This window comes from Blastomonas fulva, from assembly GCF_003431825.1.
Classification (GTDB): Bacteria; Pseudomonadota; Alphaproteobacteria; order Sphingomonadales; family Sphingomonadaceae; genus Blastomonas; species Blastomonas fulva.
Window position 1 is genome coordinate 2,194,075 of the sequence record NZ_CP020083.1, and the last position, 22,654, is coordinate 2,216,728.

The 22,654-nt window shown below is 64.2% G+C and carries 24 protein-coding genes; 15 read left to right on the top strand and 9 right to left on the bottom strand.

Features of this window, described 5'->3' with window-relative positions; all coding sequences use genetic code 11:
• The first annotated feature begins 142 nt into the window (after positions 1-142).
• The 4 genes from glmM to B5J99_RS10285 all read left to right on the top strand — a co-directional run bounded on the left by glmM (position 143) and on the right by B5J99_RS10285 (position 3,626).
• Positions 143-1,486, top strand: a complete 1,344-nt coding sequence (glmM, locus tag B5J99_RS10270; protein WP_054134489.1) for a phosphoglucosamine mutase — start codon at positions 143-145, stop codon at positions 1,484-1,486.
• Positions 1,486-1,716 (top strand): DUF1272 domain-containing protein, encoded by a 231-nt coding sequence (locus B5J99_RS10275; protein WP_054134488.1) that lies wholly within the window; start codon positions 1,486-1,488, stop codon positions 1,714-1,716. Before glmM ends, B5J99_RS10275 begins: the two co-directional genes overlap by 1 nt.
• On the top strand, positions 1,709-2,890 hold the full coding sequence (gene thiD, locus B5J99_RS10280) for a bifunctional hydroxymethylpyrimidine kinase/phosphomethylpyrimidine kinase (protein ID WP_117352342.1): 1,182 nt from the start codon (positions 1,709-1,711) through the stop codon (positions 2,888-2,890). The genes B5J99_RS10275 and thiD overlap by 8 nt, the downstream gene beginning before the upstream one ends.
• A 112-nt stretch (positions 2,891-3,002) precedes the next feature.
• Positions 3,003-3,626 carry a superoxide dismutase gene (locus B5J99_RS10285; protein WP_117352343.1) on the top strand — a complete coding sequence of 208 codons (624 nt, stop codon included), beginning with the start codon at positions 3,003-3,005 and terminating at the stop codon, positions 3,624-3,626.
• 54 nt (positions 3,627-3,680) lie between these two features.
• Here B5J99_RS10285 and B5J99_RS10290 read toward each other — a convergent pair whose 3' ends face one another.
• The 6 genes from B5J99_RS10290 to B5J99_RS10315 form a co-directional block, all read right to left on the bottom strand.
• A complete protein-coding gene (locus tag B5J99_RS10290) occupies positions 3,681-4,313 on the bottom strand; it encodes a hypothetical protein (protein WP_162892553.1) in 633 nt (210 codons plus the stop codon).
• Between the two features lie 177 nt (positions 4,314-4,490).
• Positions 4,491-5,135 carry an inner membrane-spanning protein YciB gene (locus B5J99_RS10295; protein WP_245991593.1) on the bottom strand — a complete coding sequence of 215 codons (645 nt, stop codon included), beginning with the start codon at positions 5,133-5,135 and terminating at the stop codon, positions 4,491-4,493.
• Complete coding sequence (gene ftsY, locus B5J99_RS10300) at positions 5,132-6,058, bottom strand: signal recognition particle-docking protein FtsY (RefSeq protein ID WP_117352345.1); 927 nt, start codon at positions 6,056-6,058, stop codon at positions 5,132-5,134. The genes B5J99_RS10295 and ftsY overlap by 4 nt, the downstream gene beginning before the upstream one ends.
• Entirely contained in the window at positions 6,055-7,326 is a 1,272-nt protein-coding gene (gene mtaB / locus B5J99_RS10305) for a tRNA (N(6)-L-threonylcarbamoyladenosine(37)-C(2))-methylthiotransferase MtaB (protein WP_117352346.1), read from the bottom strand. Before mtaB ends, ftsY begins: the two co-directional genes overlap by 4 nt.
• Positions 7,327-7,331: 5 nt before the next feature.
• Positions 7,332-8,135: a diaminopimelate epimerase gene (gene dapF / locus B5J99_RS10310; protein WP_117352347.1), complete on the bottom strand. Its 804-nt coding sequence runs from the start codon at positions 8,133-8,135 to the stop codon at positions 7,332-7,334.
• 66 nt (positions 8,136-8,201) lie between these two features.
• Positions 8,202-9,905, bottom strand: coding sequence for a putative bifunctional diguanylate cyclase/phosphodiesterase (locus B5J99_RS10315; RefSeq protein WP_425456485.1), 1,704 nt, complete (start codon positions 9,903-9,905; stop codon positions 8,202-8,204).
• Positions 9,906-10,320: 415 nt separating this feature from the next.
• Here B5J99_RS10315 and ffh point away from each other — a divergent pair, with 415 nt between their 5' ends.
• The 8 genes from ffh (at position 10,321) to B5J99_RS10355 (ending at position 15,996) form a co-directional block, all read left to right on the top strand.
• Entirely contained in the window at positions 10,321-11,820 is a 1,500-nt protein-coding gene (gene ffh, locus B5J99_RS10320) for a signal recognition particle protein (protein WP_054134479.1), read from the top strand.
• Between the two features lie 35 nt (positions 11,821-11,855).
• Positions 11,856-12,320 carry a 30S ribosomal protein S16 gene (gene rpsP / locus B5J99_RS10325; RefSeq protein ID WP_054134478.1) on the top strand — a complete coding sequence of 155 codons (465 nt, stop codon included), beginning with the start codon at positions 11,856-11,858 and terminating at the stop codon, positions 12,318-12,320.
• 96 nt (positions 12,321-12,416) lie between these two features.
• Positions 12,417-12,890, top strand: coding sequence for a ribosome maturation factor RimM (rimM, locus tag B5J99_RS10330; RefSeq protein WP_117352348.1), 474 nt, complete (start codon positions 12,417-12,419; stop codon positions 12,888-12,890).
• Positions 12,891-12,921: 31 nt separating this feature from the next.
• Positions 12,922-13,197: an AbrB/MazE/SpoVT family DNA-binding domain-containing protein gene (locus B5J99_RS10335; protein WP_054134476.1), complete on the top strand. Its 276-nt coding sequence runs from the start codon at positions 12,922-12,924 to the stop codon at positions 13,195-13,197.
• Positions 13,194-13,568 carry a type II toxin-antitoxin system VapC family toxin gene (locus B5J99_RS10340; RefSeq protein WP_069049519.1) on the top strand — a complete coding sequence of 125 codons (375 nt, stop codon included), beginning with the start codon at positions 13,194-13,196 and terminating at the stop codon, positions 13,566-13,568. The genes B5J99_RS10335 and B5J99_RS10340 overlap by 4 nt, the downstream gene beginning before the upstream one ends.
• Positions 13,565-14,296 (top strand): tRNA (guanosine(37)-N1)-methyltransferase TrmD, encoded by a 732-nt coding sequence (trmD, locus tag B5J99_RS10345; protein WP_069049520.1) that lies wholly within the window; start codon positions 13,565-13,567, stop codon positions 14,294-14,296. Before B5J99_RS10340 ends, trmD begins: the two co-directional genes overlap by 4 nt.
• Positions 14,297-14,306: 10 nt before the next feature.
• On the top strand, positions 14,307-14,696 hold the full coding sequence (gene rplS / locus B5J99_RS10350; protein ID WP_054134473.1) for a 50S ribosomal protein L19: 390 nt from the start codon (positions 14,307-14,309) through the stop codon (positions 14,694-14,696).
• A gap of 274 nt (positions 14,697-14,970) precedes the next feature.
• Positions 14,971-15,996 (top strand): aspartate-semialdehyde dehydrogenase, encoded by a 1,026-nt coding sequence (locus B5J99_RS10355; protein WP_054134472.1) that lies wholly within the window; start codon positions 14,971-14,973, stop codon positions 15,994-15,996.
• A gap of 56 nt (positions 15,997-16,052) precedes the next feature.
• Here B5J99_RS10355 and B5J99_RS10360 read toward each other — a convergent pair whose 3' ends face one another.
• The 3 genes from B5J99_RS10360 to B5J99_RS10370 are packed head-to-tail and all read right to left on the bottom strand — an operon-like array spanning position 16,053 to position 19,185.
• On the bottom strand, positions 16,053-17,636 hold the full coding sequence (locus tag B5J99_RS10360; RefSeq protein WP_162892555.1) for a DHA2 family efflux MFS transporter permease subunit: 1,584 nt from the start codon (positions 17,634-17,636) through the stop codon (positions 16,053-16,055).
• 9 nt (positions 17,637-17,645) lie between these two features.
• On the bottom strand, positions 17,646-18,758 hold the full coding sequence (locus tag B5J99_RS10365) for an HlyD family secretion protein (protein WP_117352349.1): 1,113 nt from the start codon (positions 18,756-18,758) through the stop codon (positions 17,646-17,648).
• On the bottom strand, positions 18,751-19,185 hold the full coding sequence (locus B5J99_RS10370; protein WP_117352350.1) for a MarR family winged helix-turn-helix transcriptional regulator: 435 nt from the start codon (positions 19,183-19,185) through the stop codon (positions 18,751-18,753). The genes B5J99_RS10365 and B5J99_RS10370 overlap by 8 nt, the downstream gene beginning before the upstream one ends.
• An 84-nt stretch (positions 19,186-19,269) precedes the next feature.
• Between B5J99_RS10370 and B5J99_RS10375 the strand changes: the two genes are divergently transcribed.
• The 3 genes from B5J99_RS10375 (at position 19,270) to B5J99_RS10385 (ending at position 22,603) form a co-directional block, all read left to right on the top strand.
• Positions 19,270-19,920 carry a 2-hydroxychromene-2-carboxylate isomerase gene (locus tag B5J99_RS10375; protein ID WP_054134468.1) on the top strand — a complete coding sequence of 217 codons (651 nt, stop codon included), beginning with the start codon at positions 19,270-19,272 and terminating at the stop codon, positions 19,918-19,920.
• Complete coding sequence (locus B5J99_RS10380; RefSeq protein ID WP_117352351.1) at positions 19,917-20,684, top strand: alpha/beta fold hydrolase; 768 nt, start codon at positions 19,917-19,919, stop codon at positions 20,682-20,684. Before B5J99_RS10375 ends, B5J99_RS10380 begins: the two co-directional genes overlap by 4 nt.
• Positions 20,685-20,761: 77 nt before the next feature.
• On the top strand, positions 20,762-22,603 hold the full coding sequence (locus tag B5J99_RS10385) for a M2 family metallopeptidase (protein ID WP_117353459.1): 1,842 nt from the start codon (positions 20,762-20,764) through the stop codon (positions 22,601-22,603).
• Positions 22,604-22,654 lie beyond the last annotated feature (51 nt).

The following is a 22,654-nucleotide window of genomic DNA, read 5'->3' on the forward strand; positions in this document are numbered from 1 at the left end:
GTCTCGGTCCCATCCTGCCCAGCGAAGCAAGGATTTTGCATGTTTTTTTACGACCTTGTGCCACCATAGATGCACGCGGATGGCTGGCAAGCGGCAACGCAATCGGTTACGTGCCATACGCTGCAAACGGAGAAAAGCATTCGTGACACGCAAGTTTTTCGGGACCGATGGAATCCGCGGCCGCACCAACAGCGGTTTCATGACCGCGGCGATGGCGATGGCGGTAGGCCAGGCGGCAGGCGCGCACTTTCTGCGGGGCACGCACAAGCACAGGGTGGTGATTGGCAAGGACACCCGCCTTTCGGGCTACATGATGGAAAACGCGCTCGTCGCAGGCTTCACCAGCGTGGGCATGGACGTGGTGCTGGTCGGACCGATGCCGACCCCGGCGGTGGCGATGCTCACCCGCTCGATGCGCGCGGACCTTGGCGTGATGATCTCCGCCAGCCACAACCCGTTCCAGGACAACGGCATCAAGCTGTTCGGCCCCGATGGCTTCAAGCTTTCGGACGAGGACGAGCTGCGCATCGAGGCGTTGCTGGACGCAGGCGACCCCAAGCTGGCCGAGTCCGAGGCCATCGGCCGTGCCCGCCGGATCGAGGATGCGCGCGGGCGCTATATCCATGCGGTCAAGGAATCGCTGCCTGATCGGGTGAGGCTTGATGGCCTCAAGATCGTGGTCGATTGCGCCAATGGCGCAGCCTATCAGGTTGCGCCCTCGGCCTTCTGGGAGCTGGGCGCGGAGGTGGTGGCCATCGGCGTGACCCCCAACGGCCTCAACATCAACGACCGGGTCGGTTCCACCCATGTCGAGACGCTGCAGGAGCGCGTCGTCGCATCGGGCGCGGACATCGGAATTGCGCTGGATGGCGATGCCGACCGGCTGATCGTGGTCGACGAACAGGGCAAGGTCGTCGACGGCGACCAGATCATGGCGCTGATCGGTGCCAGCTGGGCGCGGCAGGGTCGGCTGCGCGGCGGGGGCGTGGTCGCGACGGTGATGTCGAACCTGGGGCTGGAGCGGTACCTGCAGGCGCAGGGGCTCGAGCTGATCCGCACCAAGGTGGGGGACCGCTACGTGCTGGGCGCGATGCGGGCCGGCGGCTACAATGTCGGCGGCGAGCAATCGGGCCACATGATCCTGTTGGACCACGCGACAACCGGCGACGGCACGGTCGCTGCGCTGCAGGTGCTGGCCGAGCTGGTGCGCGAAGGCAAGCCTGCGAGCGAACTGTTGCATGTGTTCGATCCGGTGCCGCAGCTGCTCAAGAATGTCCGCTTTGCCGGTGGCAAGCCGCTGGACAATCCGCGCGTGCAGGCGGTCATCGCGGAAGCCGAAGACGAACTGCGCGGACGCGGGCGACTGGTCATCCGTCCTTCGGGGACCGAACCTGTGATCCGCGTGATGGCCGAGGGCGATGACGCCGCGCAGGTCGAGGCGGTGGTGGACCGCATCTGCGCTGTGGTGGCGGAGGTGACCGCCTGATGCTGGAGATGCGTCCCGATTGCGAACGCTGCGGCGCGGACACCCCCGCCGATGCTCCCGGCGCGTTCATCTGCTCGTTCGAGTGCACCTTCTGCGCCGAATGCAGCGAGGCGCTTGACGACATCTGCCCCAATTGCGGCGGCGAACTGGTCGACCGCCCGGTGCGCGCGAAGAAATTGCTCGCCAAGTTTCCGGGATCGACCGCGCGGAAGTTCACGCAGCATGGCTGAGCGACCTGCCCGCATCCTGACGATCGCAGGTTCCGATTCCGGGGGCGGCGCGGGCATTCAGGCGGACATCAAGACCATTACCATGCTCGGCGGGCACGCGATGACCGCGATCACCGCGATCACCGCGCAGAACTCGCGCGGAGTCGATGCGGTGCAGGTGCTGGGCGCCGATATGGTGATCGCACAGATCGATGCGGTGGCGCGCGATTTCGGGCTCGATGCGATCAAGATCGGCATGCTGGGCTCGCTCGAGATTGCCGAGGCGCTGGCGGACTGGCTTTCGTCATCCCCGCACAGGCGGGATCCCCGCGTTCGCAGGAATGACGAGGTTCCTGTCATATTCGATCCCGTGATGATCGCCTCGAGCGGCGCGGTGCTCGCGGACGAGGCCACCATCGCGGCGTTCAAACGGCTGATGGCCTGCGCGACGCTCGTCACCCCCAATCTGCCCGAACTCGGCGCGCTGGGCGGCGAGGCGGCGGTGCTGGAGCTGGCGCCCGCTCTGCTGATCAAGGGCGGCCATGCGAGCGGCGAGACGGTGACCGACCGGCTGGTGACCCGCGAGGGAGAGATCGCCCGCTGGGACGATCCGCGCATCGAAAGCCCTCACACCCACGGCACCGGCTGCACGCTGTCGAGTGCCGTCGCGACATTGCTCGGCCAGGGGCTCGCGCTGGAGCAGGCGGTGGAGCGTGCTCGGCTGTTCGTCCGGCTGGCGCTGCGCGACGCACCCGCGCTGGTCGCGGTCAATGGACCCATGGGCCACCAACACGTGCGCAATGATGCGCTGGCACCCGGCTGGAACCTCAACCAGATCACCCTGGGCGCGACCGATTACGCCTCCTCGGTCACCTTCTACCGCGCGCTGGGGCTGGTTCAGATCGTCGACAGCCCTGACAATGGCTATGCCCGGTTCGAGGCAGGCAACGGTGCAACGCTCTCGGTCCATGTCGGCGAAGCTGCAGGCGGGGCGATGGCGTATCTCGAATGCGCGGATCTTGACGCGCGCGTCTTGGCGCTCGCATCGGAAGGGTTCGCGATCGACCAGATGCCGCACGACGAGAGCTGGGGCTGGCGCGAGGCAACGCTGTGCGACCCGGCGGGCAATGTCCTGTGCCTCTATTTCGGTGGCGAGAACCGGCGCTATCCGCCCTGGCGCATCGCAACCGAATGAGGCGCACCCCGTAATTGCTGCGAGCGCCCACGCTTTGGCCCTTTACCCGCACCGGCAATTGCCCATATGCGTTGCGGCAAGCGTTCCAACCTTCCCAAACAGGAGATGACCCATGGCTTTCGTCCTTCCCCCGCTTCCCTTCGACAAGACTGCTTTCGGCGACGTGATGTCGGCTGAAACCTTCGACTATCACCACGGCAAGCACCACAACGCCTATGTCGGCAAGGCGAACGACATGGTGAAGGGCACGGACCTCGAAGGCGCGAGCCTCTCCAAGGTCATCGTCGCCGCCAAGGACAAGGGCAACAAGGGCCTGTTCAACAACGCCGCGCAGATCTGGAACCACACCTTCTTCTGGCATTGCCTCAGCCCCGAAGCGCAGACCATCCCCGGCTCGCTCGAAGAGCGCATCAACGCCGATTTCGGTTCGGTCGCCGACATGAAGGACAAGCTGAAGGCAGAAGCCGTCGGCCATTTCGGCAGCGGCTGGGCGTGGCTGGTGCTCAACGGCGACAAGCTGGAAATCACCTCGCTGCACGACGCGGATTCGCCCGTGGCGCACGACGGCATGAAGCCGCTGCTGACGCTCGATGTGTGGGAACACGCTTATTACATCGACTACCGCAACGCGCGCCCGGATTACCTGAGCACTGTGCTCGACAAGGCGATCAACTGGGAATTCGTGGCGCAGAACCTCGACGGCAAGGGCACTGACCGCGCCGATCAGGAAGGTTGATCTAGACCGAGATTTCCAACCCTGTCCTCCGGACTATCCGGGGGGCAGGGATGCTCAGATTGCGGCCTGTTCCGAATTCAGCGGTGGCCCCGAAATGATCAGAGCCTGCAACCGAGAATTTGCAAGGCTCGCCTCGGCGCACTCGACCAGCGTGGCGACTGTCGCCTTGTCGCCATCGACCATGGCATTTTCGATGATCACCTCGACGGCGGCGTCGCCGATCCGCTTGGCGGTTTCGAGCGCGGCTGCGGGCGTCAGCACGATATGCATGTCTGATGGCCCATGGACATGGACCGAAGGGCCCTCGGCCTCGGCGCGGCTTGCCTGATCATAGATTTTGCCGGGGTAGGCGGTGGCATCGGCCTGCCGTATGATCCATTCGCGCGCAAATTCCATAGAAGCGAAAATCTGCGTGTCGGGCTCGCGCAGATGCCGCGCATGCAGGCGCGACGCGCCGAACGAGGAAACCACGGCGATCCGCTCCGGCCTGAGGTCACCTAGCCGCGCTTCCATCCTGCGCAGGGCCCGGGCAACGTTGCGCTCCTGCGGCCATGTTCCGCCGATATCGACGATCAGACCCCTGGTCTTGCCCGACAGGCGCAGCTGCATCAGTTCCTGGCGAAAGGCGATTTCGTGCGCGGCCACTGTCTCGACCGACCACTGGCCGGTGCGCGTCACCGTAAGCAAAGGAATGCCCGGTTCGAGAATGAAGTTGAAGATGTGCGTTCTCCCGTAGTCGCGGGAGCACTGCTCAGTCTCTCAGCCAGCGCATTGCAGATACCTGTGCGATGGTAGCGAAGCCTAGCGCGGCCCGGGTTAACATAAGATGAGGGTGGACCTGCCCCACAAGCCGCCGATTAGCAGCTACTCCCCCTTCGCTCCCTCGATCGCCAACCCATGCTTCATCAGCATCGGGATCTGGCTCATCGCGAAGAGGAAGGAGAGCGCGGTGACGCCCCAGACCTTGACCGTCAGCCAGGTTTCGAAGTCGAGGCTGTAGCGCAGGGCCTCGTTGATCAGCGCCATGCCTGCAAAGAACAGCCCCCAGTTGCGCGACAGCTTCATCCAGCCGGTCTCATTGAGGCCGTCGTACGCCGCCTGCAGCAGATAGCGCAGCAGCGGGCGGCCGGTCATCCAGCCGCCCAGCAGCAGCACCGCAAACGCGGTGTAGATGATCGTCGGCTTGATCTGGATGAAACTCTCGTCGTTGAAATAGACGGTCAGCGCGCCGAAGCCGACGACCAGCACGGCGGACAGCCACAGCATCGGCGAGACGCGGCCTAATTTCCATTTCGAGACCGCCACCGCGACCAGGATCGCGGCCATGAACGCCAGCGTGCCGTTAATCGCGGCGCGGGTGGAGGCGAGCGCGGCGCCGTCGCTCTGGGTCAGCTTGAACACCGCGAAGAAGATCAGCAGCGGGCCGAAATCGAGCAGCAGCGGCAACAGGCTGCCTTCCGATTTCTTCGGCGCTACCACCTCGGTCGCATTGGGCAGTTCTTCGCTCATTTTGCTCCTCCGGCGATCACATGCGCCAGATATTCGGGGTCAAAGGGACGCAAGTCGTCGATGGTCTCGCCTACGCCGATCGCGTGGATCGGCAGGCCGAACTTCTCGGCCGCCGCCACCAATATGCCGCCACGCGCAGTGCCATCGAGCTTGGTCATCACAAGACCGGTAACGCCTGCCACCTCCTTGAAGGTTTCTATCTGCGACAGGGCGTTCTGTCCGTTGGTCGCATCGAGCACCAGCACGACATCATGCGGTGCCTGCGGGTTGAGACGGCCGAGGACGCGGCGGATCTTGGCGAGTTCGTCCATCAGCTCGCGCTTGTTCTGCAGCCGGCCTGCGGTATCGACGATCAGCACGTCGATGCCGGTGGCAGTCGCCTGTTTGACCGCGTCGAACACGATGCCTGCTGCGTCGCCGCCTTCCTTGCCGCTGACGATGGGGATGCCCAGCCGGTCCGCCCATATCTTGAGCTGGCCGATCGCGGCTGCGCGGAAGGTGTCACCCGCCGCCAGCATCACCCCGTAATCCTGCTCCTGGAACAGGTGGGCGAGCTTGGCGATGGTGGTGGTCTTGCCCGATCCGTTGACGCCGATCACCAGGATCACCTGCGGGCGCGGGAAGGCGATGATGTCGAGCGGTTCGGCAACGGTGCGCAAGGACTTGGCGATTTCCTCGCCGACGATCTCGCGCAGGCCTTCCTCGTCGAGCCCGCGTTCGAAGCGCCCTTCGGACAGCCGCGTGCGCACCTTGCCCGCCATCTGCGGCCCCAGATCGCTGACGATCAGCGCTTCCTCGATCTCGTCGAGCTGGTCCTCGTCAAGCCGCGACTTGGTGACCAGCCCGGCGATGTTCTGGGTCAGCTTGTCCGACGTCTTGCGAAAGCCGCCCAGCAGGCGCTCGCTCCAGCTGCCCTCGGTCATATTCTTGTCTCCGCTGTCAGCGTATCGCCGTCCTGCCCCGTGATCGTCACTGGCACGATCTTTCCGATATGGGAAGGATTGGCCGCAGGCAAAGCGATGCGCACAAAGTTTTCGCCATGGCCGGTGCGCCCGTCGCGCTCGACCAGGAGGTTCTGCCGGGTCCCGAGCAGCGACTGGCGCCAGCGATCGGCCCGGTTCTTCGCCGCGGCGCGCATCTCGGCAGCGCGGGCCTTGACCAGCGCGCTATCAAGCTGCGGCATCCGGGCAGCAGGCGTTCCCGCGCGGGGCGAGAAGGGGAAGATATGGCCGTGGACGACATCACAGGCATCAAGGATCGCAAGGTTCTGCGCGTGCATCGCGTCGTCCTCGGTCGGAAAGCCGGCGATCAGGTCCGCACCGATGGCAATCTCGGGGCGCTTGGCCTTCATCCGTTCGACCAGTGCGATCGCCTGCGCTCTGGAGTGGCGGCGCTTCATCCGCTTGAGGATCATGTCGTCACCCGACTGCAGCGACAGGTGGACGTGCGGCATGATGCGGGGCTCTTCGGTGATCAGGTCGAACAGGCGATCGTCCACCTCGACCCCGTCGAGCGAGGACAGCCGCAGGCGCTGGAGCGCCGGCACCAGCTTGAAGATGCGCTCGATCAGCATTCCCAGGGTCGGCGATCCGGGCAGGTCCGGGCCATAGCTGGTGACGTCGACCCCGGTCAGCACCACCTCGGCATAGCCGCGATCGACCAGCGCGCGCACCGCATCGACCACCGCGCCTGCAGGCACCGAGCGGCTGTTGCCGCGGCCATAAGGGATGATGCAGAAGGTGCAGCGATGATCACAGCCGTTCTGCACCTCGACAAACGCGCGGGCATGTTCGGCAAAGCTGGTGACCATGTGCGGTGCGGTCTGGCGGACCGCCATGATGTCGGAGACGCGGGCCTTGGCATTGGCGCGCGGATCAAAGCTTGCGGCATCGAACTTGTCGATATTGCCCAGCACCCGGTCGACCTCGGGCATGCCCGCGAACATCGCAGGGTCCGTCTGCGCTGCGCACCCGGTGACCACGATCTGCGCTTCGGGCCGGGACTTGCGCGCCTTGCGGATGGCCTGCCGCGTCTGGCGCACCGCCTCGTTGGTCACCGCGCAGCTGTTGATCACCACCACGTCGGCGCGCCCGGCCAGCAGGCCGCGCATCGCCTCACCCTCGGCAATGTTGAGGCGGCAGCCCATCGAGATGATCTCGGGGCCGGTCGCGGAGACGACGGGTTCGGCCATCGGCGTCAGATGTCGATCTCGCCGGTGAAGACGTGCGTGGTCGGCCCGGTCATCGACACGGGGCCGCCGGGCTGCCAGTCGATGGTCAGCGTGCCGCCGGGTAGGTGCACCTGCACCGGACCAGTCACCAGCTTGCGGCGGATCGCGGCAACCGCGGTCGCGCATGCGCCGGTGCCGCACGCGAGCGTCAGCCCCGCGCCGCGCTCCCACACCCGCAGATGGATGCCATCATCGGCGATCTGCGCCACGTTGACGTTGACTCGTTCGGGGAACAACGGGTCGTGTTCGATCAGCGGTCCCAGCCGTTCGAGGTCGACTGCGGCACCGTCAGCGACGAAGAAGATTACGTGCGGATTGCCCATGCTGACCGCGGCAGGGTCGGTCAGATCCTCCCAGCCCACGGGCAGATGCGCCGTGTCCATGGGGTAGGCGAGGGGGAGGGTGTCCCACTCCAGCCCCGGCAGCCCCATGTCGATGGTCACCGCGCCATCGCCCAGCGTACCGCGCAGCAGGCCCGCGCCGGTCTCGATCAGCACATCGTGCCCGGCGAGCGCGACGACGCAGCGGGTGGCATTGCCGCAGGCGCTGACTTCGCTGCCATCATGATTGAAGATCTGCATCGCCATGTCGGCGGTGCCAGTGGCGCTGGGCGCACGCATCACGATCAGCTGGTCGCAGCCGATGCCAAGATGCCGGTCGGCAAGCGCGCGGACCTGCTCGGCCGTCAGCGAAAGATCATGCTCGCGGGCGTCGAAAATGACGAAGTCATTGCCGAGGCCGTGCATCTTGTGGAAGCGGTGTTGCGCCATGGCCGCGCTTTAGACGTTGCAGGCGGGCTTGAGAAGGCCAATCGGGATTGTCGCCCCGCCGAGCGGTTATTCGCCCAGGGCGGCGCGGCGCTGCGGTTCGGTAAGGCCCGCAAGATCGTCTGTGTCGTCCGAATGGTCCTGCGTGCGCGGCTGCACCGGAAGGCCCAGCATGTTGCGGTCGGCAAGCAGGCGGCGCGCCTGTTCGACGGACAGGGGCTGGCCGAAATGGAAGCCCTGGCCCTTGGCGCAGCCGATTGCGGTCAGGTGCTCGATCAAGTCGCCATCCTCGATTCCTTCGGCGGTGATCGGCAGCCCCATCGATTCGCCCAGCAGGGCGATGGTCTGGACGATGGCGCGGCTTTCCTTGCTCTCGTTCATCGAGGTGACGAAGCTGCGGTCGATCTTGATCCGGTCGAACGGCAGCGCGCGCAGATGCGCGAGCGAGCTGTAGCCGGTGCCGAAATCGTCGAGCGCGACGCGCACGCCCTGATTCTTCAGGCTGCCGATGATCGACTGGGCGAGCCCCATGTTCTCGAACAGGCAGCTTTCGGTGATCTCGATCTCCAGCCGGCTGGCGGGAAATCCGGTCTCGACCAGCAGCTTGACGATCTTCTGGGCCAGCCACGGGTCGCGCAGCTGGACCGGCGAGATGTTGACCGAGATGGTCAGGCTCTGGTCCCAGTTGCGCGCGTCCTCCATCGCCTGGCGGATGACGCAGGCGGACAGGTCGCCGATCATGCCGGTGTCCTCGGCGATGGGGATGAAGATGTCAGGCGCGATCTGGCCCAGCTCAGGCGAGTTCCAGCGTGCGAGCACCTCGAAGCCGATCAGCGTTCCGGAAGCCAGGTCGATCTGCTGTTCGTAATAGGGCACGAACTCGCCGCGGCCGATGCCGATGCGCATTCCCGATTCGATCTTGTTGCGGAACTGGACTTCGCTTTCCATCCGCGGGTCGAACCAGCAATAGCGGTTGCGGCCGTGCTTCTTGCTCGCATACATCGCGATGTCGGCGCGACGCATCAGCACGTCCAGGCTGTTGTCGCACAGGTCTGCGCGCGCAATGCCGATCGACGCGGTGACGGTCAGTTCGGCATCGCCATGGCCCACGGGACCAGGGATCGGCTTGCTGACCTGCTCGATCATGTCCTCTGCCACGCGCTGCACGGTTTCCGGGAAATCGGCGTCGAAGATGAAGGTGCAGGCGAATTCATCGCCGCCCAGCCGCGAAACATGGCTGTTGGGGGGCATGGTCGCCTTCAGTCGCCGCGCGACCTCGACCAGCACCTTGTCGCCTGCGTCATGGCCCTGGATGTCGTTGATGTTCTTGAAGTTGTCGAGGTCGAGCATGAGGTACGCAACCGTCATCTCGCGCCGCGTGGCCTGGGCGATCAGGCTCGATGTCGCCTCGCCGATGGCGCGGCGGTTGAGGCACCCCGTCAGCGGATCGGTGACCGCCAGAGTCTTGGCCTGCTCCTCGGCGTTCTTGTGATGCGCAATCTCGTCATAAAGCTCGCTGTAGCGCCGCCAGCCGAAGATGATCAGCGCGATGTTGAGCAGAAGCGCGGTGACCGCGATGTTGTCCGGAGAGACCGCCATGCCATGATAGCGGTTGATCACGGTCGGGAGGACGCTGCCGGCTGTGCCGACGAACATCAGGATAGCTGCGGTCATGATGCCGCCTGCGATGAAGTCGCGTCCCCGCACCGCTCGGTCGGCCAGAGCCCCCGTGCGATCGCTGTTGGTGGGATCGGATTTCACGTTTTGCACCATCATTCCCCTCAACCGGCCTGGATTATCCGGCTGAATGGCAAGGAACGTAAGCCGCGAGCGTTAAAACATCGTTTACGCTTGGGAAGGGGCAAAGGGCGGCTATTCAGCATTTCTGCGCGACACGATGGTCAAGATGCGGTTAAGCAGGCCCCGGCCGCGCCCCGTTGCGGTGCGGGGGTTGCCAGCGGACTGCGGTTGCGCTAATGGCCCGCGCAACCTGTGCGCACCCGATTGTGCATGGGCATCCTGTCCCGCCGCTGAAACCGCATTGCCGGTCCATGCGCGCGCCGGTCGGCGAGGTTTCGCCCACCGGCGTTTTGTGCGTTTGGCGCAAGGGCAGGCCCGGCTGATGAGCCGGGGTGGTTGATCGGGACGGTTTGGCGGGCCATGTGGGCGGGCAGAAGGAGAAGCGGATATGTTCGATAATCTGACTGATCGCCTTGGCGGCGTGTTCGACAAGCTGCGTGGCCGCGGCGCGCTGAAGGAAGAGGACGTCCGCTCGGCGATGCGCGAAGTCCGCATCGCGCTGCTCGAAGCCGATGTCGCTTTGCCCGTCGTCCGCGATTTCATCAATTCCGTCACCGAAAAGGCCGTGGGCCAGTCGGTGCTCAAGTCGGTCGCGCCCGGCCAGCAGGTCGTCAAGATCGTCAACGACGCGCTGACCGAAATGCTGGGATCCGAAGCCAGCGACCTCGATCTCGCCGTAGCCCCGCCCGCCGTCATCATGATGGTCGGCCTGCAGGGCTCGGGCAAGACCACCAGCACCGCCAAGATCGCCAAGCTGCTCAAGGAAAAGCACGGCAAGAAGGTCATGATGGCCTCGCTCGACGTGCAGCGCCCTGCCGCGCAGGAGCAGCTCAAGGTGCTGGGCGAGCAGGTCAACGTCGCCACGCTGCCGATCGTTGCGGGCCAGATGCCGGTGGATATCGCGCGGCGTGCGCTTCAGTCCGCCAAGTTGCAGTCGTTCGATGTCGTGATGCTCGATACCGCGGGTCGTCTGCATGTCGACCAGCAGCTGATGGACGAGATGAAGGCGGTCGCCAACGAGGCAACGCCCAAGGAAATCCTGCTCGTCGTCGACTCGCTCACCGGTCAGGACGCGGTCAACGTTGCGCAGAACTTCTCCGAGCAGGTGCCGCTGACCGGCGTGGTCCTGACCCGCATGGACGGCGATGCGCGCGGCGGTGCGGCGCTTTCGATGCGTGCTGTCACTGGCCGTCCGATCAAGTTCGTCGGCATGGGCGAGAAGATGGACGCGATCGAGCCGTTCCATCCGGGCCGGGTCGCTGGCCGCATCCTGGGCATGGGCGACGTCGTCAGCCTGGTCGAAAAGGCCGCTGCGACGGTCGAGCGCGAAGACGCCGACAAGCTCGCCGCCAAGATGTCCAAGGGTCAGTTCGACATGAACGACCTGCGCACCCAGCTTCGCCAGATGACCAAGATGGGCGGCCTCGGTGCGCTTGCAGGCATGATGCCGGGCATGAAGAAGGCCAAGGCGGCGATGAGCGCGAGCGGTGTCGACGACAAGGTGCTGGTGCATATGGACGCGATCATCGGATCGATGACCCCCAAAGAGCGCGAGAAACCCGCCTTGCTCAACGCCAAGCGCAAGATCCGCATCGCCAAGGGATCGGGAACCACCGTGCAGGACGTCAACCGGGTGCTCAAGATGCATCAGGAGATGGAAGGCGCGATGAAGAAGATCCGCAAGATGGGCGGCCTCAAGGGGTTGGCCGCGATGTTCGGCGGCGGCGGTGGCGGCGGTCCTCTGGGCGGCGGCAAGATGCCGACCGAGGACGATATCGCCGGGCTTTTGGGTGGCGGCAACGGTGGCGGCGGCAAGGGCATTTCCGGCGGGCTGCCGGGACTGCCCAACGGGCTTCCCCCGGGCTTTCAGAATTTCAAGAAAAAGTGATTTAAATCTAATTATATCAGAAAGGTAAGGTTCACATGTCTATTTCCATGCGTCTGTCGCGCGGCGGTTCCAAGAAGCGCCCCTATTACAAGATCGTCGTTGCCAACAGCCGCGCACCGCGTGACGGCAAGTATCTTGAGCAGATCGGCATCTACAACCCGCTGCTCGCCAAGGATTCGGGCGAGCGCGTCAAGATCAATGAAGAGCGCGCCAAGCACTGGCTGTCGGTCGGCGCGCAGCCCACCGATCGCGTTGCCCGCTTCCTCGACACCATGGGCATCAAGGAACGCAAGGCGACCGTGAACCTGAAGAAGGGTGAACCGGGCGAAAAGGCCAAGGAACGCGCTGAAGAGAAGGCGACCAAGATCGCCGAAGCCGAAGAAGCCGCTCGCGCTGCCGAAGAAGCCAAGAACGCACCGGCTGAAGAGCCCGCCGCTGAAGAAGCGCCCACTGAAGAAGCCGCTGCTGAAGAAGCACCTGCTGAATCGACCGAAGGCTAAGCCACGACGCCTCTCCCCTCCCGCTTGCGGGAGGGGAGGGTCCGGCTTGCCGGACCGGGGTGGGCAAAGATTGAACGCACTGTTGAAAGCGCCTCTATGCCCGACCGTCCGATAACCCTGGCCGTCATCGTCGGCGCGCATGGCGTGACCGGCGAAGTGCGCCTCAAGCTGTTCGGCTCCGGCCTCGACGGCGTGAAGGCGCACAAGAGCTTCAACAGCGGAGCGTTGACCCTCAAGTCGCTGCGTCCGCAGAAGGACCTCGGCATCGCGCGCTTTGCCGAGATCACCGACCGCAACGCCGCCGAAGCGGCGCGCGGCACCGAACTCACCGTCCCCCGCTCGGCTCTCCCGCCGCTGGGCGAGGGGGAGTATTATCATGCCGATATGGTCGGCCTGCCCGTTGTGTCCGAAACCGGTGAGCCGCTTGGCACGGTCCGAGCCATCGAGGATTTCGGCGCGGGCGACCTGCTCGATATCCTGAAGCCCGACGGCAAGACCTTCATGGTCCCGGTCGCATCCGCCGATATCGGCGACGACCGCATCGCGATTGACCCTGTGTGGGCCGAATAGTATATACATCGCGTATATACAGGAGGCCGTGATGGGTAAGGAATACCGGGCAAAGAGTTTCAAGTCTGGCAATTCCGTCGCCATCCGCATGCCTGCGGCACTGGGGATCGAACCGGATCGGGAGTGGACGATCACCGAACAGAATGGCGAATATGTTGTTCGGGAAATCGGCGCGCCAAGGCGCAAGTTCAATATCGATAAGGTGGCGGGGTCAGCGACCAGCCTCAAACCGATCAAACCCGAGGACAGGGTGTTTGAAGAGCGGCCGCTGCGCTGGGATTTGTTGGGCGGCAGTGACGGTTCATGAAATACCTGCTCGACAGTAACGTCGTCATTGCCCTGACGATGAACGCAGACGATCGTGTTGTCGGTCGCGCCGGTGAGTGTTTTGAGGGGGACATTGTCACGTCCGCCATCGCTATCGCCGAGGTTGCTCTCGGATCGGTTCGGGGCAAGCCCCCTGGGTTCGCTCAACTGCAAGCCTTTCTCGAGGAAGTACCCGTCTTGGCCTTCGACATCGCAGCAGCCCGCGCCTATGCCGCGTTGCCGTTCAAGCGTCGCAGCTATGACCGCCTGATTGCTGCACAGGCATTGTCCCAGAATCTTATCATGGTCACGGACAATGAGAATGATTTCGCCGACATCCCCGGCCTCAAGGTCGAGAACTGGACCCAATGACCTTCGCAGCCCAGATCCTCACGCTCTACCCCGAGATGTTCCCTGGCCCGCTCGGCCACAGCATCGCGGGGCGTGCGCTGTCCGAGGGGCGGTGGTCGCTCGACGCGATCCAGATTCGTGACTTTGCCACCGACAAGCACCGCAGTGTCGATGATACGCCTGCGGGTGGCGGGGCGGGGATGGTGCTGCGCGCCGATGTGCTCGCCAGCGCGGTCGATCATGCACTTGAACGCTCGCCGAACGCGCCAGTGATCGCGATGACACCGCGCGGCGCGCCGCTCACCCAAGCGCGCGTAAGGCAACTCGCGGACGGCCCAGGCGTGACGATCCTGTGCGGGCGATTCGAGGGGTTTGACGAGCGATTGTTCGAGGCGAGGCCGATCGAGGAGATTTCGATCGGCGATTACGTGCTTTCGGGCGGGGAAACCGGGGCTTTAGTGCTGCTTGACGCTTGCGTTCGGCTGTTGCCCGATGTAATGGGCGCCTCTTCCAGCGGAGACGAAGAATCGTTCGAGAACGGTTTGCTCGAATATCCGCACTACACCCGACCTCAAATTTGGGAAGGGCGTGCGATCCCCGAAGTGCTGCGATCGGGGGATCACGCGAAAATCCGGGCATGGCGTGACAGCCAGGCTGCGGAGATAACACGGCTAAGGCGGCCGGATCTTTGGGAGCGCCATGGGGGCGCTCCGGATCAGTCGCCCTCTGGTGCGCGGCGAAAAAGATAGGACAGGTCATATGAACCTCATCCAGACGCTCGAAGCTGAAGCTATCGAGGCATTCAAGGCTAGCAAGACCATCCCCGACTTCCGGGCTGGCGACACCATCCGCGTCGGCGTGCGCGTGGTCGAAGGCGACCGCACCCGCGTCCAGAATTACGAAGGCGTGTGCATTGCACGTTCGAACCGGGGCCTCGGCTCCAACTTCACCGTGCGCAAGATTTCGTTCGGTGAAGGCGTCGAGCGCGTATTCCCGCTCTACTCGCCCAACATCGATTCGATCACCGTGGTGCGCCGCGGCGTCGTGCGTCGTGCTAAGCTCTATTATCTGCGCGGCCTGACCGGCAAACGCGCACGTATTGCAGAGCGTCGCGACAACCGTCCCGCCAAGGGCAGCACCGAAGCCTGATCGTTTTCGACAGTCTTTGATCTTGCAAAAGGGCGGTCTGCAAAGGCCGCCCTTTTTCGTTGTCAAGTCGTCCCGATGCAGGCCCGCCCAACTCCCCGATCCCCATCCGGGAATTTTCGGCGAGTTGAAGGCAGGTTGATGGACGGTTTGTTTCGCAAGCTGGAGATGTGGCGCAATAATATCTACGCGCTGTCGCATCATCGCCACTCGCAGCTTGTATTGCCGGGGCTGAGCCGCTAGGCGCCCCGGTGCATTGCACTGGAGGAATTGATCCGTGGGTTATCGAGTAGTCGTAGTCGGCGCGACCGGAAATGTCGGTCGCGAAATGCTGGCCATCCTGGCCGAGCGCGAGTTCCCGATTGATGAAATCGCAGCAGTTGCCTCGTCGCGTTCGACGGGCACCACGGTCGAGTTCGGCGATACCGGCAAGATGATCAAGGTGCAGAACATCGAGCACTTTGATTTCACCGGCTGGGACATCGCGCTGTTCGCAGCCGGCTCTGCCGCGACCAAGATATATGCGCCCAAGGCCGCCTCGCAGGGCTGCGTGGTGATCGACAACTCGTCGCTGTATCGCATGGAGCCCGACGTGCCGCTGATCGTTCCGGAAGTGAACCCCGATGCGATCGATGGCTACAAGGCGCGCAACATCATCGCCAACCCCAATTGCTCGACCGCGCAGTTGGTCGTCGCGCTCAAGCCGCTGCACGATGCCGCGACGATCAAGCGCGTCGTCGTCGCGACCTATCAATCGGTGTCTGGCGCGGGCAAGGAAGGCATGGACGAGCTGTTCGAGCAGTCGCGCAACATCTTTGTCGGCGACAGCGCCGAGGCGAAGAAGTTCACCAAGCAGATCGCCTTCAACGTCATTCCGCATATCGACGTTTTCCTCGACGATGGATCGACCAAGGAAGAGTGGAAGATGGTGGTCGAGACCAAGAAGATCCTCGACCCCAAGATCAAGCTGGTCGCGACCTGCGTGCGCGTTCCGGTGTTCGTCGGCCATTCCGAAGCGGTGAACATCGAGTTCGAAAACGAACTGAGCGCCGAAGATGCGCAGAAGATCCTGCGTGAAGCGCCGGGAATCATGCTCGTCGACAAGCGCGAAGACGGCGGATACGTGACCCCGGTCGAATGCGTCGGCGATGGCGCCACGTACATCAGCCGCGTGCGCGACGACAGCACGGTCGAGAACGGCATCTCGTTGTGGTGCGTCTCGGACAACCTGCGCAAGGGCGCTGCGCTCAATGCGGTGCAGATCGCCGAACTTCTGGGCCGCCGCCACCTCAAAAAGGGCTGAAACGCAAGCGCGGTGAGGGCGCTAACCTCACCGCGCTTTACGAGCCTACTGTGCTCTCACTCCCCGATATGGACCGGGGCGACGGCCATGTTCTTGGGGCGGCGCAGCAGCAGAAGCAGCGGGATCGCGGCGAGATTGACCAGCATCATCGCGTGGAAATCGTCGATATAGGCGATCATCGCTGCCTGGCGGTTGATCTGGGCATTGACCACCAGCAACGCCGCATCGCCCAGCGACCCGAACTTGTCGGCAGTGCCGGGGTCCAGCATAGAAAGCGACGAACCGGTGATGTGCGCGGCCAGATCGCTGTGGCTGACCTGGATATTGAAGCTGAGCAATGTGGTCAGCACGGAGATGCTGACCGACGCGCCCAGGCTGCGGGCCAGGTTGAGCAGGCTGGCACCATCTGTACGGTGGCGGGGCTCGAGCGTGGCAAACGCCAGAAAATTGAGCGGGATGAACAACAGGCCCATCCCGATCCCCTGCACGAACCCTGCGACCACTATCGGGTGCCAGGTCATGTCCAGCGACCATCCAGTCATCATCCACAGCGAATAGGTCGCGGTCGCAGCCCCGGTGATCATCAGATAGCGCGGGTCGACCGTGTTCACCAGCCTGCCTGCCACCCCCATGCTGATCAGGATGCCCAGCCCGCGCGGGGCCAGCAGCAGGCCGGTATCCAGCACCGAATAGCCGAACAGCTGCTGCAGCATCGGCGGTAGCAGCGCCATGCTGGCAAACATCACCACGCCCACCACCAGCATGAACAGCAAGGCAGCGGCCATGTTGCGATTGCCCAGCAGGCCGCGCTCGAACAGCGGATTGCGACCCCAGATCATGTGCACCGCGAAAATCCACAGACATGCGATCGAGATTGCGGCTTCGATCAGGATTTCGGGGCTGGAAAACCAGTCGAGCTGGGTGCCGCGATCGAGCATGATCTGCATCGCGGCAAGCCCGAGCGCGAGCATCGAAAAGCCGAACAGGTCGAACCGGCGGCGGGTGCGCTCCCGGCTGGGCAGCAGCCAGGCAAGCAGCGCGATGGTGACGATGCCCACCGGCACATTGACCAGAAACACCCAGCGCCAGCTGTAGCTCTCCGTCAGCCAGCCACCCAGCACCGGCCCCATGATCGGCCCGATCATGATCCCCATGCCCCAGATCGACATTGCGCGCGCCTGGCCGCTGGGCGGGTTGATGTCCATCAGCACGGTCTGCGACAAGGGACCGATGAATGCTGCAGCAATCCCCTGGATGGCACGGAACAGCACCATCTCTTCCAGCGTGGCCGCCGCGCCGCACGCCATCGAGGCGAGCGTGAAGGCGATGACCGCCCAGACGAACAGGTTGCGTGATCCGACGCGCTCGGCCAGCCAGCCGGTGATCGGCATCGCGATCGCAGATGCGACCAGATAGCTGGTCAGCGCCCAGGTCACCGTATCGGCGGTTGCGCCCAGGCTGGATTGCATGTGCGGAAGCGCGACATTGGCGATAGTGGTGTCGAGGATCTGCATGATCGTCGCCATCATCACTGCGAGCGTCAGCAGTCCCCGGTGGCGAACCGGCATGGCGGGCAGGTCGATGGGCAGGGCCCCCGGCGCAGGCCCGGCGAAACGGGCAGGGGCGGCGCGGCTGGCCATTGCCCGGTCCTAGCGGTGCTTGCCGGTATCAATAGTGACGTCTGCCGAAAGCCCTGCGATCAGCCGCCGGTCAGCGGTTTTGTCCAGCCGGATGCGTACCGGCACCCGCTGGGTTACCTTCACCCAGTTGCCGGTCGCATTCTGCGCCGGAAGGATCGAGAACTCCGACCCCGTTCCCGCGCCGATGCTTTCCACCCGCCCGGTCAGCTTGAGATCGGGATAGGCATCCAGCCTGACCTCGGCTGGCTGACCAACCCGCATGTGGTTGAGGTCGGTCTCCTTGAAATTGGCCTCTATCCAGCTGCGGTCATCGACCACCAGTGTGAGCGCGGGCAGGCCGACGACCATGGCCTGGCCGCGCTGCAGCCGCTCTGCCTGGACCACGCGGCCACTAACGGGCGCGCGGATCACGGTGCGGTCGAGATTGAGCGCAGCAGTGTCGCGCCGCACCCGGGCCTGCGCGATGGCGGGGCTGACGCCCGGGATAGCCGTTCCGGTTGCCAGCCGCGATCTCGCTTCGGCCGCGCTGGCCTCGGCAGCGCGCAGCTGCTCGCGCGCCAGCTCGACCCTGCGCTCGGCCTCGTCGAGCCGTGCCCGGGTGGTGAAACCGCGCTCCATGAGCGCCTGCTGGCGCTCCAGATCGATTCGCGCATAGGCGATTGCATCGCGCGCGGCCGCTATGCCGACGCCGGTCGAGCGCGCTTCGCTCGCCAGCGTGGCGACCGAGACCTCAGCGCCTGCGATGTCGGCATCGGCCTGGCGCACGGCCAGCGCATAGGGTTCGGGATCGACGCGGAAGAGGATGTCGCCCTGCTTGACGGACATGTTCTCGCGGACCCTGACATCGATGATGCGCCCGCCGACCTCTGCCGAAATGGCAACCTTGTCCTGCTGCACATAGGCATTGTCGGTGGAGACATAGCGCCCGCCAGACAGCCAGTAATAGGCGCCCACAGCCAGCAGCGCGACAGGCACCGCCAGCATCAGGCCGCGCACGGTCCAGCGCCGGGAAGGCTTTTCCGGGGCATCGATCGCGGCAGGTCGGCTGCCTGCTTCGGACGCCGGCGCCACCGAAGTGTCCTGCGTTTCGGGGGAGGTTAGCTTGCTGTCGCCGTCAAGCATCGACCGCCTCCCGCCGCGACAGGTTCACGCGCATGCGCTCGACAAGATCGCCCAGAACGGCGCGCTCTTCCTCGCTCAGCCCTGTCAGGGCAAGCTCCTGCACCAGATCGGCCTCGCGCTGCAGCTGCGCCATCAGCGGTTCGGCCTTTTCGGTCAGATACAGGTTCCAGGCGCGGCGGTCGTTCGGATCGGGCTTGCGGCACACCATGCCCGATTCCGCCAGCCGATCGATCATCCGCGAAAGCGTGATCGGCTCGACTTCGAGCAGATCGGCCATCTCGCTCTGGCGCATGCCTGGCTCGCGCTTGAGCCGTGCGACCGTGCGCCATTGTAGGCTGGTCATTCCCAGATCGCGGATGTTGCCGTCGAACATCCGGCGGAAAAGCCTGGCGGTATCGTTGATGAGAAAACCGATCGAGTCTGTCATGGCTATCGATATAATAGCATATGACACTAACTCAAAGAGCGAATGCATTTGCATCCGGGCGGATGTTTTGGCAGTCTTTGTGTCATGACATTGACAGCCGACATCTTCTGGTCGTTCCGCTCGCCTTACAGCTATCTCGCGACGCGGCGGTATCGCGCGATGGCAGAGCGCTACGACCTCGCGCTCAACCTGCGCCCGGTCTATCCGCTGGCGATCCGCCAACCCGATTTCTTCGAGAAGAGCCAGCCCGGCTGGCTGCGTTACACGCTGACAGACGTATTCCGGCTGGCGCAGTATCTGGACATCCCGTTTGCGCCGCCGAACCCAGACCCGATCAAGCAGAACATCGCGACGCGGACGATCTCGCCCGACCAGCCTCATGTCTATCGCATCACGCGGCTGGGGCAGGTGGCCTCGCGCCAGGGCAAGAGTCTTGCCTTCTGCGACGAGGTTTCGCGGCTGATCTGGGGCGGCACCGCTGGCTGGCACGAGGGCGAGCATCTGGCAGGGGCAGCCGCGCGGGCCGGGCTTGACCTCGCCGAGCTTGACGCAATTGCGCTGGCCGAGCCCGAGGCGCTGGACGCCGAGCTTGCCGCCAACCAGGAAGCGCTGGAAATGGCGGGCCACTGGGGCGTGCCGACCCTGGTGTTCGATGGCGAACCGTTTTTCGGTCAGGATCGGATCGATCTTGCCATCTGGCGCATGGAGCAGGCTGGCCTTAAAGAGCGGGGATGACCCAGCCCAGCACCACCATCACCACCAGCCGCATCCGCTCCTTCGACGGCACCGAGCTTGCGGTGCACCAAACCGGCGAGGGCAGGGCGCTGTTGCTGCTCCACGGGCTGTTCTCGAGCGCGGAGACCAACTGGATCAAGTTCGGCCATGCGGCAAGGCTGGCGAGCGCGGGCTTTCGCGTCATCATGCCCGATCTGCGCGCGCATGGGCAAAGCGGTGCACCGCATGATCCAGCCGCCTATCCGCGCGATGTGCTGGTCGACGATGCATTGTCGCTGATCGATACGCTCGGGCTCGACGATTTCGACCTCGGTGGCTTCTCGCTGGGGGCGCGCACCACCGCCAAGCTGCTGGCGGCAGGGGTGACCCCGCGCAAGGCGGTGCTCGCCGGCATGGGCTGGGAAGGGCTGACCGGCTGGGGACGGCGGCGCGATTTCTTCGTCACCGCGATCGACCGGCGCGACGAGGTCAAGCGCGGCGATCCGCATTTCCTGGCGGTTGCGTTCATGAAGACCCAGGGGATCGACCCCATCGCTGCGCGCTTGCTGCTCGACAGCTTTGGCGACGTCGATACCGATGCGCTGGTCAAGCGCGACGTTCCAGTGCTGGTGGTCTGCGGCGCCGACGACCAGGACAACGGCTCTGCGCCCGAGCTGGCGCGGCAGCTGCACGTTGCAACCTATCGCGAGATCAGGGGCACGCACATGTCGAGCGTGCTGGAGCCCGCGCTGGCGGACGAAATGGTTTCATTTCTCACCGCTTGACGCTCCGCCGTGGCGGTTCCATCGTTGCTGCCATGCTGCTGCGCCGGTGTACGGCGCATGATGAGAAGGTGTCTGAAATGAAATCCCTGAAATCGATCGTGTCCGTCATCGCATTGTCCGTTGCCGCCTGCGCTGTTCCCGCATTTGCCGAAGGCGCTGCTCCGCAGAGCGTCGCTGCCAAGCCGACCGCTGCCGAGGCCGATGCCTTTGTTACCGCTGCCGAAAAGGAGATGTACGACTACATCATCTCGGCCAGCCGGGTGTTCTGGGTCAACTCGACCTATCTCACCGACGATACCAATGCGCTGGCGGCCGAGGTCGGCGCCAAGGGGACCGAGATGCAGGTGCGCTTCGCGCTCGAGGCGGCGAAGTTCAACGATGTCGCAGGGCTCAGCGACGAGACGCGGCGCAAGCTCGACAAGATGCGCGGCGGCATCGTGCTGCCCGCGCCGACCACTCCGGGCGCAGCGGCCGAGCTCAACACCATCGCCACCAACCTGCAGTCGATCTACGGCAAGGGCAAGGGTACGCTTGATGGCAAGCCGGTGAACGGATCGGACATCGAGGCAGCCATGGGCGAAAGCCGTGACCCCGATGCGCTCAAGGAAATGTGGGCGAGCTGGCACGACAATGTCGGCGCGCCGATGAAGGACGACTACGCCCGGATGGTCGACATCGCCAACCAGGGCGCGCGCGAGCTGGGCTTCAAGAATGTCGGCGCGATGTGGCGCTCGCAATACGACATGAGCGCGGACGAGTTCGCTGCGCTGACCGAGAAGCTCTGGCAGCAGGTCAAGCCGCTGTACGACGATCTGCACTGCTACACCCGTACCAAGCTCAACGAGAAATATGGCGATGCGGTGCAGGCCAAGACCGGACCGATCCGCGCCGATCTGCTCGGCAACATGTGGGCACAGGAATGGGGCAACATCTATGATGTGGTGGCGCCTGCGGGCGCGGGCGACATCGGCTACGACGTCACCGAACTGCTCAAGGCCAAGCAGTATGATCCGATCAAGATGGTCAAGGGCGGGGAGGCGTTCTTCTCCTCGCTGGGCTTTGCGCCGTTGCCCGAGACCTTCTGGCAGCGCTCGCAGTTCACCAAGCCCGCCGACCGCGAGGTGATCTGTCACGCCTCGGCATGGGACGTCGACAACAAGGACGATATCCGCATCAAGATGTGCATCAAGGTGAATGCCGACGACTTCACCACCATCCACCATGAGTTGGGGCACAATTACTATCAGCGGGCCTATAACAAGCAGGACACGCTGCATCTCGATGGCGCCAATGATGGCTTCCACGAGGCGATCGGCGACATGGTCGCGCTGTCGATCACGCCCGATTATCTGGTCGAGATCGGCCTGCTCGACAAGGCCAAGGTACCCGGCGCGGACAAGGACCTTGGGCTGCTGCTGCGGCAGGGCATGGACAAGCTGGCGTTCCTGCCCTTCGGCCTGCTGGTCGACCGGTGGCGCTGGGGCGTGTTCGACGGCAGTATCAAGCCTGCCGGATACAACGAGGCCTGGACGGCGCTCCGCCTGCAGTACCAGGGTATCACGCCGCCGGTTGATCGGCCCGACAATGCGTTCGACGCTGGCGCGAAATACCATATCCCCGGCAACACGCCCTATACCCGCTATTTCCTCGCGCGAATCCTGCAGTTCCAGTTCTACAAGGCCGCTTGCGACATCGCCGGCTGGAAGGGCCCGCTGCATCGGTGCACCTTCTACGGCAACAAGGAGGTCGGCAACCGGCTGAACGCGATGCTGGAGATGGGTGCGTCCAAGCCCTGGCCCGATGCGCTCGAGGCTTTTACCGGATCACGCGAAATGGATGGCACAGCAATGGTCGAATACTTCGCGCCGCTGCAGACGTGGCTCAAGGAGCAGAACAAGGGCAAGCAATGCGGTTGGTAAGCGGCGCTGGTTTCAGGGGTCGGTAACAGAACAGGAGCAGAAACTACGGCC